The organism is Corynebacterium sp. HMSC05E07 (assembly GCF_001807225.1).
Classification (GTDB): domain Bacteria; phylum Actinomycetota; class Actinomycetes; order Mycobacteriales; family Mycobacteriaceae; genus Corynebacterium; species Corynebacterium singulare.
In genome coordinates this window covers 1-17,423 of sequence record NZ_KV788253.1, presented here as the reverse complement: position 1 = coordinate 17,423, position 17,423 = coordinate 1, and the positions used below count along the sequence as shown (strand labels likewise).

17 protein-coding genes, 1 tRNA gene and 1 pseudogene are annotated in these 17,423 nt (G+C 56.1%); 7 read left to right on the top strand and 12 right to left on the bottom strand.

Annotation, left to right across the window (positions count from 1 at the left end; genetic code table 11):
* Positions 1 to 84 precede the first annotated feature (84 nt).
* Positions 85 to 522 (top strand): annotated as a pseudogene (locus tag HMPREF3149_RS14075) (recombinase family protein); the annotation flags it as partial.
* Here the strand turns inward: HMPREF3149_RS14075 and HMPREF3149_RS09720 are convergent.
* Positions 519 to 752, bottom strand: a complete 234-nt coding sequence (locus tag HMPREF3149_RS09720) for a PolC-type DNA polymerase III domain-containing protein (RefSeq protein ID WP_070537781.1) — start codon at positions 750 to 752, stop codon at positions 519 to 521. The pseudogene HMPREF3149_RS14075 and the gene HMPREF3149_RS09720 sit on opposite strands and share 4 nt — an antisense overlap.
* Before the next feature lie 149 nt (positions 753 to 901).
* Here HMPREF3149_RS09720 and HMPREF3149_RS09715 point away from each other — a divergent pair, with 149 nt between their 5' ends.
* Positions 902 to 1,267: a hypothetical protein gene (locus tag HMPREF3149_RS09715; RefSeq protein ID WP_168162202.1), complete on the top strand. Its 366-nt coding sequence runs from the start codon at positions 902 to 904 to the stop codon at positions 1,265 to 1,267.
* Positions 1,268 to 1,888: 621 nt separating this feature from the next.
* On the opposite strand, the gene HMPREF3149_RS09705 is transcribed toward HMPREF3149_RS09715, so the two are convergent.
* The 5 genes from HMPREF3149_RS09705 to HMPREF3149_RS09685 all read right to left on the bottom strand — a co-directional run bounded on the left by HMPREF3149_RS09705 (position 1,889) and on the right by HMPREF3149_RS09685 (position 6,769).
* On the bottom strand, positions 1,889 to 2,371 hold the full coding sequence (locus HMPREF3149_RS09705; protein WP_083280840.1) for a YjdF family protein: 483 nt from the start codon (positions 2,369 to 2,371) through the stop codon (positions 1,889 to 1,891).
* 1,152 nt (positions 2,372 to 3,523) lie between these two features.
* Positions 3,524 to 4,702: a hypothetical protein gene (locus HMPREF3149_RS13420; protein ID WP_141741502.1), complete on the bottom strand. Its 1,179-nt coding sequence runs from the start codon at positions 4,700 to 4,702 to the stop codon at positions 3,524 to 3,526.
* Between the two features lie 39 nt (positions 4,703 to 4,741).
* Positions 4,742 to 5,161: a molybdenum cofactor biosynthesis protein MoaE gene (locus HMPREF3149_RS09695; RefSeq protein ID WP_070537773.1), complete on the bottom strand. Its 420-nt coding sequence runs from the start codon at positions 5,159 to 5,161 to the stop codon at positions 4,742 to 4,744.
* Positions 5,151 to 5,621, bottom strand: a complete 471-nt coding sequence (locus HMPREF3149_RS09690) for a MogA/MoaB family molybdenum cofactor biosynthesis protein (protein ID WP_070537772.1) — start codon at positions 5,619 to 5,621, stop codon at positions 5,151 to 5,153. The genes HMPREF3149_RS09695 and HMPREF3149_RS09690 overlap by 11 nt, the downstream gene beginning before the upstream one ends.
* Positions 5,618 to 6,769, bottom strand: coding sequence for a molybdopterin molybdotransferase MoeA (locus HMPREF3149_RS09685; protein ID WP_070537770.1), 1,152 nt, complete (start codon positions 6,767 to 6,769; stop codon positions 5,618 to 5,620). The genes HMPREF3149_RS09690 and HMPREF3149_RS09685 overlap by 4 nt, the downstream gene beginning before the upstream one ends.
* A gap of 40 nt (positions 6,770 to 6,809) precedes the next feature.
* Here HMPREF3149_RS09685 and HMPREF3149_RS09680 point away from each other — a divergent pair, with 40 nt between their 5' ends.
* On the top strand, positions 6,810 to 7,064 hold the full coding sequence (locus HMPREF3149_RS09680; RefSeq protein WP_070537787.1) for a MoaD/ThiS family protein: 255 nt from the start codon (positions 6,810 to 6,812) through the stop codon (positions 7,062 to 7,064).
* Here the strand turns inward: HMPREF3149_RS09680 and HMPREF3149_RS09675 are convergent.
* From HMPREF3149_RS09675 to HMPREF3149_RS09660, 4 genes are read right to left on the bottom strand one after another with little or no spacing between them, the layout of a single operon-like run.
* A complete protein-coding gene (locus HMPREF3149_RS09675) occupies positions 7,061 to 7,432 on the bottom strand; it encodes a phage holin family protein (RefSeq protein WP_070537769.1) in 372 nt (123 codons plus the stop codon). The genes HMPREF3149_RS09680 and HMPREF3149_RS09675 overlap by 4 nt on opposite strands.
* Before the next feature lie 21 nt (positions 7,433 to 7,453).
* Complete coding sequence (gene hisC / locus HMPREF3149_RS09670) at positions 7,454 to 8,512, bottom strand: histidinol-phosphate transaminase (protein WP_070537767.1); 1,059 nt, start codon at positions 8,510 to 8,512, stop codon at positions 7,454 to 7,456.
* 10 nt (positions 8,513 to 8,522) lie between these two features.
* Positions 8,523 to 10,196 (bottom strand): alpha-keto acid decarboxylase family protein, encoded by a 1,674-nt coding sequence (locus HMPREF3149_RS09665; RefSeq protein ID WP_070537765.1) that lies wholly within the window; start codon positions 10,194 to 10,196, stop codon positions 8,523 to 8,525.
* A gap of 17 nt (positions 10,197 to 10,213) precedes the next feature.
* A complete protein-coding gene (locus tag HMPREF3149_RS09660) occupies positions 10,214 to 11,695 on the bottom strand; it encodes an amino acid permease (protein ID WP_246819985.1) in 1,482 nt (493 codons plus the stop codon).
* Positions 11,696 to 11,724: 29 nt separating this feature from the next.
* On the opposite strand from HMPREF3149_RS09660, the gene HMPREF3149_RS09655 reads away from it, so the two are divergent.
* The 4 genes from HMPREF3149_RS09655 (at position 11,725) to HMPREF3149_RS13125 (ending at position 15,964) form a co-directional block, all read left to right on the top strand.
* Complete coding sequence (locus tag HMPREF3149_RS09655) at positions 11,725 to 12,861, top strand: PucR family transcriptional regulator (protein WP_070537763.1); 1,137 nt, start codon at positions 11,725 to 11,727, stop codon at positions 12,859 to 12,861.
* Positions 12,862 to 12,926: 65 nt separating this feature from the next.
* Positions 12,927 to 13,015, top strand: a tRNA-Ser gene (locus HMPREF3149_RS09650).
* 752 nt (positions 13,016 to 13,767) lie between these two features.
* Positions 13,768 to 14,799 carry a HesA/MoeB/ThiF family protein gene (locus HMPREF3149_RS09645; RefSeq protein WP_168162201.1) on the top strand — a complete coding sequence of 344 codons (1,032 nt, stop codon included), beginning with the start codon at positions 13,768 to 13,770 and terminating at the stop codon, positions 14,797 to 14,799.
* Positions 14,780 to 15,964: an MFS transporter gene (locus HMPREF3149_RS13125; RefSeq protein ID WP_141741501.1), complete on the top strand. Its 1,185-nt coding sequence runs from the start codon at positions 14,780 to 14,782 to the stop codon at positions 15,962 to 15,964. The genes HMPREF3149_RS09645 and HMPREF3149_RS13125 overlap by 20 nt, the downstream gene beginning before the upstream one ends.
* Before the next feature lie 162 nt (positions 15,965 to 16,126).
* On the opposite strand, the gene HMPREF3149_RS09640 is transcribed toward HMPREF3149_RS13125, so the two are convergent.
* Together HMPREF3149_RS09640 and HMPREF3149_RS09635 are read right to left on the bottom strand one after the other, a co-directional pair.
* Complete coding sequence (locus tag HMPREF3149_RS09640) at positions 16,127 to 16,447, bottom strand: PIN domain-containing protein (RefSeq protein WP_371440974.1); 321 nt, start codon at positions 16,445 to 16,447, stop codon at positions 16,127 to 16,129.
* Between the two features lie 45 nt (positions 16,448 to 16,492).
* A partial coding sequence (locus tag HMPREF3149_RS09635) for an IS3 family transposase (protein ID WP_083280837.1) occupies positions 16,493 to 17,423 on the bottom strand: 931 nt, incomplete at its 5' end.

Sequence of the window (17,423 nt, the reverse complement as noted above, 5' to 3'; positions counted from 1 at the left end):
GGGACCCCTATATGTTGTGGTGACCCGCTGAACCCGTCGTTTTCTACTTCACCCCGCTACACACTCCAAAACCGGAAGAGCCGGCTTACCGAGTGCATGACCTACCTGCGCGGCGGGGACGAACTCGTTGTCTCATCCATTGACCGTCTGGCCCGCTCGCTGACAGATCTGCGCGCCCTGGTGGACGAACTCACCGACAAAGGCGTAACCGTGACCTTTCTGCACGAGCATCTCTCGTTCTGAAGGGCAACAGCGACCCACGCGCAAATTTGATGCTGGGAGTTTTGGGGTCGTTTGCCGCGTTTGTGCACGCAATCATCCGTGTAAGCCCAGGCCGAAGCTATCGCCTTGGCGAAAAAGGCCGGCAAGTACACAGGCCGCAAGCGCTCCCTGACACCCGAGCAAGTCGTAGACGCGCGGAAGCGTATCGCGGCGGGGGAGTCGAAAGCATTGGTGGCTCGCGCCTTCGGGATTACCCGCCCCGCCCTCTACCGAGTACTAGAAGATAGTGCTGAGCGTTAGCGGCGGGGCAGGGGCGGGCGCTGCGGAGGCTGCCAGCACTGGGCGTGTGCGGCGTTGCCGTCAAGGAGTTTGTTAAACAGCATTCCTGTGGCGGTGGCGTCGGCTATCGTCGCGTGAGCGTTCGGATTGGCCAGGCCGACAAGTTCAAGCAATGAGGACAGTTTGTAGGACTGCACATCGACAAGCTGCTTAGCTAGTGCGACAGTGTCGACGATAAATAAATGCCTCACATAGGAAGCAATTTACAGCCTCCCCTGCCGCTAGGTGGTGAGATAAAATCTCACGTGACAAAATCCTGACGGTATACAGGACGTTGACAAGTTTTATCTGTTTGCAAAGGATTACAATACGTATGTTTTTTGCTTTAGACACTTTTTTCGTGGCCGATCAGCGTGTTATGGAATCGGCATATGAAACGTATTCGCAAGTAGTGCGTAAAGCAGCGCGCCTGCCTGGAGTCGACGTACTTTTTATTTGCTCCGAACCAGTTGAAGTGGATTCCGAAGAGATGAAAAGAGATCTCATTACTCAGTTCAGGATTGAAAGGCCCAACGAGGATTTTGAGAGTTTACGGTTATACCTTTGCGAATCAATCGTTTCTGCTGAGCAAGAGCTTTTTACAAAAGCTGAGGGGTCTTTAGCGTCATTTTTTCTAATGGATGAGGAATATGCAAAGGCTGATGTTTTTCCTAGTAGTGTTGGAGTAAGGGAGCTTATTTCTTCGCCGGTTTCTACAGGTAAATAGAGTGAGGCGCTCCACTTACGCGGAGCGCCGGGTAATAAATAAGGAAAGGATTGGCTGGGGAAATTGCGAAAAATCGTTGATATAGAATCTTCCTCGATAAGATTCTTTGTCGTCGCCGATGATGTGATTAAAAGCTGCCCCCTCTAAATCCACCTCCCCCTCCCGGAAAGTATCCAGAAGGATGTTGGCCGACCCCTCTGCAATGGCGCTTGTAATGCGTCCTCGTGCAGTTCTCTGCACGAAAGTAGTGATAGGAGCTACGACCCTGATTGCCACTCCAGCTTCCTTCCGGAAGTGGTTTCAGGGTCTTTTCCTTTATGGCTGAGTGTGCCCAATGAGTGCTTATCCATTGTCCGTCTCTCTTGCCCGACTGGACTCGCAATATAATGTCGCCTCCGACCCGTATCGCAGCTTTCCACGGTGGGAAACACGCACCGAGTTACTCGTAGCCGCACTCAAGTCCGTCGATTTCTCCGCCCAACGCCCTAACTAGACGTGCGAAAGCGCAGGTAGAACTACACAACATTGGATATATGGCAGGACTGACGGGTGCGCAGAAGCAGACACACGACTACACAGCTTTACTCCCGCAGTATGGCAACTTCGCTTTGACGCCTTCGACTACTTGCCTTTATGTTTGGCCTTCTTTTTAGCGGCACGGATCTGAAATTTCCGTTGTGCTTCTTCGCGCCGCGCGATCCGCGAAGCTTTCTTCTTGTTTGCGTTAGCTAATTCGAAATTTAACTTTGTTGCTTCTTGGGCCTTCGAGGACACCCCTGAGGTCTTGCGTTGCTCCTTATTGACTTTCCGCTGCAGGCGTTTGGGATTTCCTCGTTGTGGCTCCTCAATAGCGCCAGGTATAGGTATGGAACGATGGGCACGTTTGACTAGGGAAGAACCATTGACGAGTAACCACTCATAGAGTTCGGCATTATTAGGTTCTGGACCGAAAACTACTCGGACGGCGCGGAGTTGGTTGTTGCTGGAAGTCTCGTAGACTCCGCACCAAAATTGACCATCGTGGAAAAGGGTGAATTGAGCAGGCAAAGTTGTCTCCAGGTACGCTAAAGCGGACCTGACGACGCTGGATTCTTTAGCTCTCATGAGATTAAGAGCTAAAGCGACGGATAGCACTGGTTAGTGTTATCGCTCAGACTTCCTACTGAGACTGTGCGTTTTGCGCATCAGGATCTTACGGGAATAACGCTAACACACCCTGAGTGCAGAGAACGCAGCCAACTGATGTGGCAGGAATGAATACCTAAGCAGGAGAAGAGGCATGGGTACTCAGTGTGGGAGAGTATTGCGAAACCTTCGCGCGCACATTAGCCTAAGACATGACAGCACAGTTCACTTTTGAATTGCGGCTGCACAATAAAAAGGGCCCCAACGAGTGCCAGCTCGTTGAGACCCTCGGGCCTTAAAGACCCACGTGAAGCACAACTGCAATGAGCTTCACTGTTACGGTCGCAAGTGTTATGACCTTGATTGCCACATCGAGCCAGCTAAGCTTCGTGGCGTCAAGGTCTTTTCTTTTGCGACCGGGTGTATCCAATGAGTGCTTACCCATTGTCTACCTCCCCTTGCGTCGTAGGGTTGTCCGCTCGCCTGAAAAAGGGTGCGCGGGACAGCCCACGTCACGCGCGGGCCTTACCGCGCACCGACGAGGAAGTCACGCCCACACCCCACCACAAGTAGCGGGGCGTGATTGTGAACCAGCACTAACGCTAGCAGCCACACCTGACGAGACCTAGAAGTATGATTCCACCCCTGCCTTTATAAAAGCCGCCCACGAGGCAAAATGCACACAGAGACACTCGTAGCCGCCCTTAAGTCTGTCGATTTCACCACCCAACACCCTAGCTAGACGTACAAAAGAGCAGGTAAGACTACATATTACTAGGCGTATGCTTTAGCATATGGCGGAACATACGCTATAACATATGGCTAAACAATGTTGACGCATTGCCATATACGTGACCGACTATATCTCCCCCTAGTCCAATTTTGATGACCTGGCATTGAGCTGTGACAGTGGCTGCCGAAGCAGACGGTACTGCAACTGAAACGGGCCCTTCCGGTTTTAGAGTGCGTTGATTTTGTCCTGTAGTTGCTTCGTTCCACCGCGACGCCCACTCGAACGTCATCCACGCCCTTGCTGGCCACCAGTGTGTCGCCACCTAACAGGGGGTCAGGTCCGTGGACTTGCGATTTCCACGCGAAGTGAAGAGCCGAAAAATAATGCTCTTCTAGACGTTAATCCGTCCGTTTATTGAAAGGGTAAATAGACATCGGAATTGTGTATGCCCCATGTGCAGTACTACCTTGCATAAGCTGGCTAAGCTTCGCGATACGCGTGCCATCCTTATCCGCAACTGGGTCCTTGAATGAAAAAGAATGTACGCGAAGCTCCTCAGCACCGTCAATCGGCTGAGTCACGATGTGTACATTTCCGCCGTCGATCGTTGCAGATACAGGACGGCGATCTGTGCCGATTAGGGGTTCAGTTTCTTTAACTTCCTGATGCTCGAGATCAACTGCCACGATCGTTCCTCGACTTGTAAAGTACGACACGCTTCCTTCTTCGTAGCGAGATGACCTATTTACGCCTGGTATCGGCAGCCCTTCGATCCTTCCTTCATGCTTCAAAGTTGGTTTTTCATTCGGGCTACCAACCGAGACAACATCCGCACCGCCAATATCGTCAGGAAATGAAATATATGATTTTTCTTTCCCACACCCAAGAGCAGAGAAGTATTCGGATGCGACTGTTCCGGCAGGCGTATCAAGGCGAGATTCAGACAACAACCCGTCGGTTCCCATACGCACAAGCGTTAAACCGCTTCCGTCATCTTCATCACGCTCTAGCCAGACAGCTGTTTCATTAGTACAAGCCCTTAACGCGACTGGTCTCCTATCGCGAGGTACCGTGCTTATAGTTTCCTTAGTTGCGAGCACAATGCGGCTCGCATACGGACTATCACTCGTGCTTTCATTAAAAACAAATACTGCTGTTTTATTGTCCACAGAACCAGCAGAAGTTGTTTGGGTTGGTAGGCCTAAACCTTCGAGTGGCTTCTCAGATTGCTTGCGAAAATCTGAATCGAAGACAACCAATTGATCCTTATCTGGAGCTACATACCCTTCACCAAGTCTTTCCATCGAAGGGTTATACACCGATGCAAGTTCAGCGAGAGAGCCTACCTCGTCAGTGCTCGTTCCAAAAACATAATTGGGATTGCTTGCGGAAGGAGCTGCAGAGACAGCTCTAGCGATCCCACCCCATTCCCAAGTGGCAAAAGATTTCGATGTTTGTGAACGCTCTTGCGCACACGAAGAAACGACAAGTGCACAGACGCCTAGAGCGTAAACCGCTAGGAGTTTTCGAAGTAGTGCTATGAGCATTGCGCTTTCACTTTCTGAATCTAAGCCCATTTCCCGTCCACACCGAATGCTGACAGTGCATACAGCGGTTCATTCCAAGCCTACCCACGTGGTGGTGTCATCGGTGTGGAGCTGTTCTTTCCAGATGGGGACTTCTGCTTTGACGCGGTCGGCGCAGGTCGAGGCGGCCTCGAAGGCGTCCTTGCGGTGCGCGGAGGCGGCGGCGACGATGAAGGCGGATTCGCCAATTTCTAGTGGTCCAGTACGGTGCGCGCACCACAGGCGCACGGCGGGAAAGGCAGCGGCGACTTCAGCGGCCACGCGCTCGATTTCCTGCTGGGCGCTGGGATGCGCGGTATAGGTCAGGAGTTTGACCCCGCGGCCGGAATCGTGGTTGCGCACAATGCCGTCGAATACAACGACGGCGCCGGTTTCAGCGGTGGCGATGTCGGGGGCAGTGATGGGCTCAGCGCTGATGTGGGCGCCGAGTAGGCCGAAATCAGTGCTCATGAATGCCTTCCAACTGGTTGATGATGTGGTGAAGAACTGGTTCGAGGACCGCGCAGCCGTCCTTGGCAGCGCCCGTGGAGCCGGGCAGGGCCATGGCGAAAGTGGACCCGGTGACTCCGGCAACCGTGCGGGAGAGCGCCGCGGTGGGGATGGCGGCGGAGTGCGCGTAGAAGGCGTGGGCCAGGCCGGGCAGCTCGCGCTCGAGGTGTGGGGTGAGCGCTTCGACGGTGCAGTCATCCGGTGTGATGCCCGTGCCGCCGGAGGTGAGGATGACCGAGGGTGCATCGGCGAAGGCAGTGGCGAGGGCGGAGTCGATATCGGCGTCCGCGACGACGAGGGGCTGCGGGGTTTCAAAGCCCTGTTCACGCAGGAAGTTCACCAAGATGGGGCCGGAGCGGTCCTCGTATTCGCCGGCGGCAGCGCGGGTCGAGGCAACGATAACGAGTGCGCGTCGGGTCATGAGAGCGGGAACACCTCCACGAGGTCGCCGGCTGAAAGCTGTGCGTCGGCCGGAATGCGGATGAGGGCGGTTGCGCCGATGGCCTGGGACATCAGGTGGGAGCTGGTGCCGCCGAGGAAAGAAGCCTGGGCGGTGCCATCGGAAATTGTGAGGATTCCCCGGCGGAACTGCTCGCGGCCCTCCAAGCCTTCGGCGGACTCAGTAAGGTGCGCGTGGAAAGGAGCCGGCGTGTGGCCAAGGACGGGTGCCAAGTAGAGGCGGAAGCTCACCAGCGTGGAGATGGGGTTGCCAGGGAAGCAGACCACGGGGACGTCGCTAAGGCGGGACAAGCCCTGTGGTCCGCCGGGCTGCTGCGCCACGTGGCCGAACCAGCCGTCTTCTTCGAAGATTTGTCGGATGACCTCGAATTTTCCGTGGGAGATGCCGCCGGAAGTAACGATGACATCGGGACGATGGGTGATGACTGCTTCGGCCAGATCAGCGCGCAGGGCAGCGGGATCGTCGTTCGTGCGCACGAAGCCGGCCACGTCGATGCCATACTGCGCGGCCAGGGCCGCGAGCATGGGCGCATTGGAATCGGGGATGGTCGCCTCGCCGTCGCCTCCGATTTCAGCGCCGCCGGTGCAGATGAGGATGCGGGCGGGCGCGAAGGTCAAGACCTCGGTGAGACCTTGGGAAGCGAGGGTGGCGATGGAGGGGGCGTCGAGAAGCGCGTGCTCGTTGATGAGGGTTGTGCCTGCCTGGACGTCGGAGCCCGCGCGCCGGATGAACTGCTCGGGAGCTGCCGGCACGGTGACGGTAGCGCCTTCTTCCGGGAAGTGCGGGGGCTCGCAGTGCTCGACGGGCACGATGGTGGCGGTGCCCGCGGGAACTTTGGCGCCGGTCATAATGGGCAGGGCGGAGCCGTCCGTGAGCTCACCAGGAACGTCTCCCGCCGCGATGGTGCGGCCCACGGTGAAGGTTCCGCCGTCACACGTGGGCAGCGCGTAGCCGTCCATCTGCGAGTTATCAAAGGGCGGCAGGTCCGCCTCCGCGCGGTAGGTTGCGGCGGCGCGGCGGCCCACGGCGCTGGTCAGGGGAGTAGAAACCGCGTGGGGCTGCGGAAGGGCCGCGCGGATGGCCGCGAGGTGTTCCTCATAGGTGCGCATCGAGTTCCTTCCTGTTCGGGAGGCTGGCATAGTGGCAGCCATGGTTGATATTCACTATTTTGCCGCAGCCCGCGCCGCTGCGGGGCGCGCGCAGGACACAGCGCAGGCGGCGACGCTGGGGGAGCTGCTGAGCGTTCTGCGCCAGCGCCACACCGGCAGCACGGAGGCCGGCATGAGCTTTGCGCAAGTGCTGGAACGCTGCACATTCCTCGTTGATGGCGCGAGCGCTACGGAGGACGCAGTGCTTTCCGACGCCTCCCGCGTCGACGTCCTCCCGCCCTTCGCAGGGGGTTAGTTTCGGCTCCGCAAGGGACTGGTGAAGAAGTTCACCACGCCGGAGACAATCGCGAGGACAATCGCGCCGATGATGGCGGCGCCTAGGCCGTCGATGACGAGTGAATCCATCAGCGCGCTGACAAGCAGCAGGACCGCACCGTTGATGACGAGCGCGAAGAGGCCCAGCGTTAGGCAGGTCAGCGGGGCGCCAAGGAAGCGGAGGACTGGTGTGACCACCTCGTTGACGATGATGAAGACCGCCGCGATGAGCAGGAAATTCTGGGTGGTCGCGGGGACGATGTCGATTCCGGGGACAATCGCCACCACGGCCCAGAAGGCCACCGCGACGGCAATGACGTTGAGTGCAAAATTGATCAATGTCTTCACAACTGCACTCTAACGCGGAAACTAATTCTGTGCACCGAAGGCTGCGTCCCAAGCCTTGAGCAGCGTCTCGGTTTCCTCCGCCGTGGTGACGGTGACGCGCACGCCCTCGGGGAAGGCGCGGACGAGGACATCGTGCTGCGCTAGCTTTTCGGCGACCTCTTGCGGAGACCCAAGCGCGGCGATGTTCTCCGTGGCAAACCAGATGTGGTTGGCCTGGGACTCCGGCACGCCATAATCCGCGAAGTGTTTGACCAGGCGGTCGCGCTGTTCGACGGTCTCATCGGTGCGCTCCCGTAGCTCCTTCTGGGAGGCCAGCGAGGCCTGGGCACCCGCCTGCGCTACCGAGTTCACCGAGAAGGGGATGGCCACCTTGCTGAGAGCTGCGATGATTTCCTCATTGCCAAAGGCATAACCCAAGCGAATGCCGGCCAAGCCGTAGGCCTTGGAGAAGGTACGCAGGCCAATGACGTTGTCGTGCGTGTGAACGTAGTCCGTGGCCAGTGGAATGGCATCATTGCGGTTGTATTCAATGTAGGCCTCATCGAGTGCCACGATGATGTTGTCCGGAACCTTGGCCAGGAAGGCGTCGAACTCCTCCTTGGTGATGATGGAGCCAGTCGGGTTGTTCGGGTTGCACACGAAGATGAGGCGGGTCTTCTCCGTGATTGCTGCAGCCATGGCGTCTAGGTCCACGCGGTGGTCGGCGGTGAGCGGCACCTTGACCGGGGTGGCGCCCACGACTTGCGCAAAGATGGGGTAGGCCTCGAAAGAGCGCCAGGGGAAGATGACCTCATCGCCCGGCACGGAGGTGATTTCCACTAGCTCTTGGCAGATGGCGGAGGAGCCAGCACCAGTGGTGACCTGCTCCGGGGTGACACCGAGGTTCTCCGCCAGGGCCTTGCGGATTTCCACCGCGCCCATGTCTGGGTAGCGGTTGACGTGTGCCACGGCGGCTTCCATGGCCTTGAGCGCGCCCGGCAGCGGCTCTTGAGTTGCCTCGTTGGAGGAGAGTTTCAAGGCAGTCTCGGAATTCTTACCGGGAACATAGATGGGCAGGGACGAAAGATCTGGGCGAATCATGTTTTCCACCTTAGGCGTTGCGCGGGCCACGTGGCCCGAAGTCGAAGTCAGCGGTTTGGGGGCCAAAGGCTTGTAGGCCCTTGGGGGCATCGAGAGGATCGAGACGAACCTCAAGGAAGGCGCCGCGCTCCGGGTGGGCAGCGATATCCTCCAGGGCGTGGGCGAGCTCGCCTTCGGTGGCGGCGGTGTAGGACTCCATCGTGGTGTCCGCCATGAAGGCCTTCGGCAGGGCGGTGTAGTCCCACTGTTGAATCTCGTTGTATTCGCGTTCCATGCCTAAGATGAAGCGCTCGATGGTGTAGCCATCGTTATTGACCAGCACAATGATGGGCTTGAGGTCTTGTCGCAGGATGGTGGACAGCTCTTGGGCGGTGAGCTGGAAGGAGCCGTCACCGATGAAGAGCACATGGCGGCGCTCCGGATTGGCCAGCTGCGAGCCGAGGACGCACGGCAGGGTGAAGCCGATGGATCCCCAGATGGTGGAGTTGATGTACTGCACGCCCTCGGGCATGCGCTGCTGGCCCAGGCCAATGTTGGAGGTGCCGGCTTCGGCGATAACCACATCATCTTCCTGAATAAAACCCAGCATCTGCGGCCACATCCGCTCCTGGGTGAGCGGAGCATCCGGGTTCGGCTCGAAGGGCTCGGGTTCGAAGGCAGTGCTTGGCGACGCCTCAGCTTCCGGAATGCGGTCCAGGAGGACGTCGAGAAGCTCCAGCGTTTGAATGCCCACGAAGAACTCGCCATCGGCATTGAGGTGCTGATCGCCGAAGTTGTAGACGTGAGCATCAGCTAGGTTGTGCGTGAAGGAACCGGAGTTGACCTCGATGAAGCGCGGGTTCGTGGTGACCAGGAAGTCCGATTTTTCGATGCGCTCCTGCACGCCCGGCGCAGACGCCGCGCCGTTGTAGGTGCCGATGAACAGCGGGTGGCGCTCCGAGAGGATGGCCTTGCCGGAGGAGAGCTGGGAGTAGGGCAGCTGGGCCTTGTCGATGATGGCGCGGAATTTCTCCGTGAAACCGTGGCGGTTGGTGTCCTGGTCAATGAGGATAATGGGATCCTCCGCTTTGGCGAGGTGCTCCAGCACGTAGTCGGCGGCAGCGTTAAGACGCTCAGGATCGGAGGTTGCCAGTGCGGTGGAGAAAGGCTCATCAGGCACCTCGACGGTGAGGTGGGTGATGTCGGAGGGAATCTGGATGTGCACCGGGCGCTTCTCGCGCAGGCAGGCGTGTAGGGCGCGGTCGAACTCCTCCACCACGTTCATGGGGGAGACGCGCGTGGCCACCTCCGTGAAAGGAGCGATGGAGTCAAGCATGTTGGCAAAGTCGCCGTCGGCAAGCGAGTGGTGCAGGTTCCACCGGAACTCCGTGGCGTACTGCGGCGGCGCGCCAGCCAGTGACACCAGCGGGACGTGCTCGGCGCGCGCCCCCGCAATGCCGTTGAGGGCCGAGAGCTCGCCCACGCCGTAGGTGGTGAGCAGGCAGCCCACGCCTTTCTGGCGGGCATAGCCATCTGCCGCATACGCCGCGTTGAGCTCATTGCAGGCGCCGACGAAGCGGATGCCGTCAGCAGCCTCGATCTGTTCGAGGAAACTCAAGTTGAAGTCACCGGGCACGCCGATGATCTCCGTAATGCCGATGGCCTTGAGACGGTCAATAATGAAATCACCAATGGTGGTCTGCATGATAGGAGGAAACCTTTCTATTTTTTACGTGCGTCGTGGCGCTTCTTGCCTACCCAGATCAGTCCCAGGGCCATAATCCACAAGGGTAAGACAATAGCGCCGGTGCGGTAATCGGGCAGGAAGAACATCAGCACGATGACGAAGGCGAAGAAGCCTAGGCACAGGTAGTTCGCAAGGGGATACAGCGGTGCGCGGAAGGCGGCATCTGGGCAGCGCCGGCGGAACTTGAGATGCGCAATAGCAATGGCAGACCAGGAGATGAGCTCTGCGCCCACGATGATGGCCAAGAGAATAAGGAGAATCTTGCCCTCGAAGAGGAAGTTGAGCAGCACCGCCGAACCCATGAGCAGGGCGTTAAACAGCAGAGCGCGCACCGGAACGCCTTTGGCATTGACCGAATCGAAGAAAGGCGGGGCCTGGCCGCCGCGGGAGAGATCCCGCAACATGCGTCCACCGGAGAAGGTCATGGTGTTGAACACGGACACAGCCGCAACCAGCACGATGAGGTTAAGCCCCGTGGCGGCGGCGCTAATACCCAGGGTGCTGAGCGCACGAACAAAAGGTGAGGTGGAGGTATCGAGCTCATTCCAAGGAGCCAGCAACACGATGATGCCGATACCACCGATGTAGAAGATGAGGATGCGCCAGATGACGCTATTGATGGCCTTGGGTATTGATTCCGAAGGATCCTGGGCCTCGCCTGCAGCGGTGCCGATGGAGATGATGCCGCCGAAGGAGAAAATCACCGCGACGAGGGAGAAGATGACACCGCTCGCGCCGTTGGGGAACATGCCGCCGTGCTCGGTGATGTTGCTTAAGCCCAGTGCGGGTTCTGGGGTCAGGCCCAAGACGATGGCGACGCCGACGATGATCATGAGGATCAGTGCGGCCACCTTGATGAGGGAAAGCCAAAACTCCGCTTCGGCGAAAGCCCCAACGTGCACCAAGTTAATAGCGGTGACGATGACAAGCGCAACGAGCGCGGTGAGCCAGTGTGGGATGCCGGGGAACCAGAAGTCCATAATGGTGCCGGCCGCGGTGAGCTCCACCATGCCCACGACGATGGTGGTAAACCACCAGTTCCAGCCGGTGACAAAGCCGGCGATGGGGCCGATGTACTCGCGGGCATACGCGCTGAAGGAACCCGCGACGGGATTCTCCACGGCCATCTCACCCAGCATGCGCATGATGAGGAAGATGATGAAACCACCGATGGCGTAGGCGGCGATAACGCCCGGCCCGGCCTCCTGGATGGAGGCACCGGAACCAAGGAAGAGGCCCGTGCCGATGCAGGAGCCGAAGGCGATCATCTGCAGGTGGCGTGATTTCATGCCGCGCTGCAGGCCGTCGTCTGCACCAGCGCTGGTACCGGTGTTCACGTCCTGTGCTCTGACGGAATTATTGGTTGTGGTCATGTAGACGCCCTTCATGAACGTATATGTGTGATGAGTGTCATTGAACTGTAGGAGATTATCGCCCACCACAGTTTTGTTTGTCACTAGACAATTTTCGTAAGTATCTTTGACATATGTCAAAAGTGTCTCCCCCGCAGCTGACGAACATTCAGGACATCGTCGACGATTGCGCCCAGATCCTGCAGCGCTCCGTTGAGGTGACTACCCCCACCATCGCCGTGATTGCTGCCAGCGCTCAGATCGGCGCCATCGACAACAATCGTGCCCGGTCCATCCTTAACCGCACGCCGCCGCCGGAGCCGATTCCGTGGATGCTGAGCTTCGGCATTCAGGAAGCGGTCCTGCCGGTGCGCCTGCCCGCCAACCCGCGCTACGACATGTTGCCTCGTTTGGTTATTCCGCTGCGTCACCAGGGGAGACTGGTGGGGTATCTGTGGGCTATTGATGAGCCGGCGCTGGGTGATGCCCCCGTGGTCAAGCTCGGCTCTCTTCTTACCCGCTTGGCTCGGCTTATCGACGAACACGATGCTCCACTGGCCGCCCATGCGCAACAGTTAGGTGACATGGCCCGCGAAGTCCTCGCGGGCGATCCTGCCGCGCTGGCGGCAGCCCGGGAACGTGACCTCCTACCCTCCGATGGCGAGTTGACCATACATCGCGTGCTGATAGAAGGTGATCAGCGCGCGCTCGCTGTGGAGCTTTCGCGTCCCTTGGTTCGCCGACCTTTCTTGGTAGCGGACTCCCACGATTCCCTCGTTCTCATCGAATGCCGCCGCAATGTGCTGGACACGGAAGCGCTGATGGAGGAACTGCACAACGCTGCCCTCGTGGTTGGCGCGGCCGTCGTGGCGCGTGGGTCGGCGCCCACTGCCCGGCAGGCGCGACTCATGGCGGATGTGGCCAAGTTGTGTGGCCACGAGGCGATGAGCTGGGATGAAGCCGGTGCTTGGCGTCTGCTGCGCGGGTGGGAGCTGACTCCAGAGACGGTGGAGGAGATTAGTCCGGATGCCGCTGTGCTTCTCGACGAGCCCCGCAACTCCTACTGGGAGACTCTCCTTACCTACTTTGAGCACTCTCGTAACGTGTCTGAAACTGCCGATGCTCTCTATATTCACCGCGCTACGCTGCACTACCGCCTAGACCGCGTGCGCGACATTCTCGGGCCCGGCGTGCTGGATGACGGCTGGCGTTGCGCTGCACTGTATGTGGCCCTTAAGCTGCATGCGGCCCTTATAGGGAAAGAAAAGTGACGCCCCCATTTTGTTCCTAGGGGAAGCGCTCAGGTAGAGTGATGGACGATTCATTGCGAATCGCTGGAGACGTGCCAGAGCGGCCGAATGGGGCTCCCTGCTAAGGAGTTGACTTACTTGCGTAGGTCCGGAGGTTCAAATCCTCTCGTCTCCGCAAATGTCATGAGTTGCGACCTGCTTGACAAGTGAGTCGCGGCATCGTTGACAAACCGGCATCTCAGCATGTTTTGTTCTGGGGTGCCGGTTTTGCGTTGAACCCCCCTAATGGGGTCAGATGCGCTTCATCCAGTTTTCCTGAAATCCTCCGCCGCTTAAGGGGGCTGGATAGCCTAAAGGCCTTGCTCTCGGTAGGTCGAAGTGCGGATGGTACACAGGACTTTGCTAATCGGACCGTGCTGTTTAAGCAGGTAACCTACGGTATCAAGTGTCGAAGGTTACGCAGGTTGCCACTCTCTACCATGATGCTGGCTCCAAGTTCGTGTCGCTACCTAGCGAGCATATGTGGTTCCATTGCCTCGGAGTGCAGGCCCATTTAATGAAGCAGTGGTCCTGATCGCCCTAGATATGAGGCCAACGTATTGGGCATCCCTCTGGGCTGCAAAAGTGGGAACGGCTAAGCCCCATATGTTTGAGGAGCGATGAGCCTCCTGGTCGAAATCGCACGACCGATTCCAGTTTTGTATACAAACCCGTTCTGCATCCAAAAGTTTTTGGTAGGCTAGGCGGTTGTAACAGTTATTTATCCTGAAGGGAGTGAAAATGGAAGGCCTGACTTTCGAAAACTTGAAAGCTGAAGATTTCGTATTGTTATGCGGCGGTTGCTGTACCGACGGATAATCCCAGAAAGAGTTGAGTATGTATCGTCTGAAATACGCTCATAGGCCACTCGCTGTTGGTAAGGACTCCTTGATCATTGGCGGAGTTTCCTACGGGAGCTCTAGGAAGGTAAGGGATTCCGATGGGAGAATCAAGGCGATCTTAACTCGGTTAGATGGAACTAGGACCCTTGAGCAGATCTATTTCGAGCTTGAGGGGTCCTTTCCGTCGCTAAGCTATCAATTTGTCGAGGAGCTCGTTTCCGCACTTGCAGACTTTGGATTTCTTGAAGAGTCGGAGTATCCCTCCGAACTTGATACTAGGTTCGAACTATGGTCTAGAGCGCAAAACCTGTATCAAGGGATGGATAACCAGTTGCGAGAGCATCCATGGTATGTGCAGGAGAAATTATCAAATAGCGCAGCTGCCATAGTAGGGCTTGGGGGAGTCGGGTCAGAAGTGGCCGTTCTTCTTGCCCGAGCTGGCATTGGAAAGCTCGTCCTTATTGACCCAGATACAGTTGAGCCGACAAATATTGTTCGCCAGAATTTCAAATTTACCGATATTGGAGATGCAAAGAGTAAGGCCTTAGCTAGTCAAATAGCGGAAATTGGACTTGAGACAGAGATAGACTGCTTGCAGAAAAGCTTATGTACAACGAGTGACTTCGAGCGTACGCTGAATTCGGTAGATACTTTCGCACTGTCAGCGGACTACCCTGAGAGAATAAGATTCACGGCGAATGACTTTGCATTACGTCATGAAATGCCGTGGGCGCACTGCGGGTACCAAGGTCCCGAGATTATCCTAGGTATTCATGATAGCTGTGGTGCCTGTTTTAGATGCATAAAAGACTATCAGACGATCGAGCGAGCCGACCGTGATCTGCACATCCGAGAGTACTCACGTCCTCTAAGGCAAGCGGGCAATTCCGTTTCTTCCTCAATTTCAGCAGCCTTTCTTGCGCACGGAATAATTAGTCTACTCACGGGAGTTCCTTGTATAAAAACAAACGTAGAGTATTGGTTTTCTATGCAATCCATGACGATAAACAAAGTTGAAGTACCTAACTTCGAAACTTGCGCCCATAAAGGAGCTGGTGTTGTCGCTTTGGAAAAATAGAGACTACAAATTGCTAATGTCGGGGCAAACAGTAAATGTAGTCGGTAATCAAATTACTACTTTCGCCCTATTTCTTGTAGTTCTTAATGTTACCAACTCTCCATCCGCTGCAAGTTTTTCGTCAGGACTATTTGTCTTAAGTATGGTTGTTTTGGGGCTGCCAATCGGTCGCCTAGTGGACAGATACTCAAGATTAGTAATTCTTAAAATTTCCGCCACACTTGGCGTCGTTGGTTCCCTGTTATGCGTCTTTGCGGCCAATGGACATTATCCGATATCCCTTTTTGCAGTTTCAGCTTTCTTGCTAGGGGGTATCTCCTCGGCTTTTGGAACGGCAGAACGCGCATTTCTTAAAGAGCTAATCCCCCCGAGTTTGCTAGCAAAAGCCATGGCTGTTAATCAAGGTCGATACTCGATCGGAACCTTACTTGGGCCACCAATTGCCGGTCTGCTTATCTCGCATTCGGCGCAAGCTCCTTTTTGGGTTGATGCAGCTTCATTCTGCTGGGTTCTAGCTTGCCTTTTGCTTATTCGTTTCCGGTCAAGCGAAACAGACTCTTCGAATACCCCCAGCGAAACACCTCCGCTACGCCCAGCATGGGATTGGCTACGTGGTCAAAAGCAGCTCTTCTCCATCGGTTGGTATAGTCCGTTGATGAATTTTTCATTCGCTGGAATAACAACACTTTCGCTACTTAGTTTAAAATATGCTTCTTTCAGTTCATTCTCATTGGGAATATATCAGGCTGCAATTGGATTAGCAGGCCTAATGGGAGCAATGATTGCAGGAAAGCTAGTTGAAAAAGTGCAGGCCGGAAGGCTAATTCTTTACTCCATGTGTTTGTTCACTGTAGCGCTTGCAGTAACCATGGTAAATAGTACGTGCATTATTCTTGGAATGGTTTTGGCTGGATTGGTCTTGCCAGTTTTCAATGCGCCGTGCAGTGGCTTTTTCGTAAAATCAGTACCGCAAGAGTTTCAAGGACGTTGTACTGCGATTCTGTCAACATCTGCGATGGTAACCATGCCTATCGGAAACGCACTTGCCGGCGTGCTCTTCGAGCACTTCGGAGGATTGACAGCAGTAGCCTTTTTTGCTTTGGTCTTGATTCTCTCAGATCTGTTTTTCATCAAGAAGGGCGACGTTAAATCCATTCGTTTATAGGAGTCTTCTTACCCTTGATGACGCTAATAGCCCCTGTTTCGGGAGGTATTGTCAGCTTTAAGTCGAGGGCTTGTTGGTGTATTAATTGCTTGATTTCGTTGCTTCAGCCTGTAGAACCCTAGTCACCGTTCGCCGGTGGCTCGGGTTTTGCGTTTGTTGTTGTCAATATGAAAGTGGGTGCCAGCGCAGCTCTCGGAAGCGGGCAAAGCCCTGATCTTGGCTCAGTAGGGTTGCTTCTTCTTCTATTACGGCCGCAGCTATCCAGGCATCGGGGATGTCGCTGGCTTTAAGTTTGTGCAAGCGCACCAATTCAGTGAAGGTCGTCCAGGTCCCTGGGCTGGAGCTTAAAAAGGTGCCGTTTGGGGCTTCTAGGATGGTATTGAGTGCAATCAGCGCTTGCTGGGTGGTAAGTGGTTTGTGAAATAACTTGTGGTTCGTCATGACTCGAAGAAAGCCCGTTGCCACAACATCCAGGAGTCCAATTGTTTCATGCCGATTTGAAGCGTCCTGGGTTTAGTTCCGCTTCTTTTACGGCCCTGTGTTGATGGGCTGGGTGAGATAATACTCGGTTTCTACTTCCTGTGGGGTGGCGTAGTCCAATGCTTCGTGAAGTCGCTTGGTGTTCCACCAATGCACCCACCGCAAGGTGGCCAATTCGACTTCCCCCACCGATGTCCACGGGCCTTGGGCGTGAATGAGTTCAGCCTTGTAGAGACCGTTGACTGTCTCGGCGAGAGCGTTGTCATAAGAATCACCGACCGTTCCGACACTCGGCCGGATACCGGATTCCGCTAGCGCGGTGGAATACTTCAGTGACACGTACTGGCTGCCCCGATCACTATGGTGAATCAGCTGGTTTCCATGAATTCGCCCTGCAGTCGTTAACGCATGTTCCAAAGCCTCCATGGGCAGCGCACCGGTACGCATCGTCGAGCGTGTAGCAACACCAACAATTTTTCGGCTGAATACATCCACGACAAACGCGGTGTAGGCGAATCCTGACAGGGTGCGAACGTAGGTAATGTCGGCAACCCACAACCTGCCTGGTGCCTGCGCACGGAAGTTTCGGCACACAAGGTCTGGGCGATGATCCGGTGTCTTCGGGCTAATCGTTGTCACAGGGGTTCGCCCACGTCTGCGGCCAGAAACACCTGCTAGCTTCATCAGACGTGCAGTCTTGTCACGACCGATATGAAAGCCTTCACGGTTCATCGCGTGCCACATTTTGCGGATACCGTAAACCGAGAAATTCTCCGCATGCACGCGTTGAATCTCTGGGATAAGCAGGCTATCGCTTAAGGCTCTTGCGCTGGGTACACGTGTAGTGGCTTTGCGGTAGCCGCGGGCAGTAATGAATCCACGATCTGCTTGTTTAAGGACTCGGCAGATGGCCTCGACCCCAAACTGATCTTTATACGCGTCGATGTAAGAGATCATTTGGTCGTGGGTCGGTCGAGTT

Coding starts and splice junctions, on each gene's coding strand:
- HMPREF3149_RS09705 (WP_083280840.1), bottom strand. CDS start 2,371: ATGAGAGCTAAAGAATCCAGCGTCGTCAGGTCCGCTTTAGCGTACCTG.
- HMPREF3149_RS13420 (WP_141741502.1), bottom strand. CDS start 4,702: ATGGGCTTAGATTCAGAAAGTGAAAGCGCAATGCTCATAGCACTACTT.
- hisC (WP_070537767.1), bottom strand. CDS start 8,512: ATGATTCGCCCAGATCTTTCGTCCCTGCCCATCTATGTTCCCGGTAAG.
- HMPREF3149_RS09665 (WP_070537765.1), bottom strand. CDS start 10,196: ATGCAGACCACCATTGGTGATTTCATTATTGACCGTCTCAAGGCCATC.
- HMPREF3149_RS09690 (WP_070537772.1), bottom strand. CDS start 5,621: ATGACCCGACGCGCACTCGTTATCGTTGCCTCGACCCGCGCTGCCGCC.
- HMPREF3149_RS09655 (WP_070537763.1), top strand. CDS start 11,725: ATGTCAAAAGTGTCTCCCCCGCAGCTGACGAACATTCAGGACATCGTC.
- HMPREF3149_RS09695 (WP_070537773.1), bottom strand. CDS start 5,161: ATGAGCACTGATTTCGGCCTACTCGGCGCCCACATCAGCGCTGAGCCC.
- HMPREF3149_RS09685 (WP_070537770.1), bottom strand. CDS start 6,769: ATGCGCACCTATGAGGAACACCTCGCGGCCATCCGCGCGGCCCTTCCG.
- HMPREF3149_RS09680 (WP_070537787.1), top strand. CDS start 6,810: ATGGTTGATATTCACTATTTTGCCGCAGCCCGCGCCGCTGCGGGGCGC.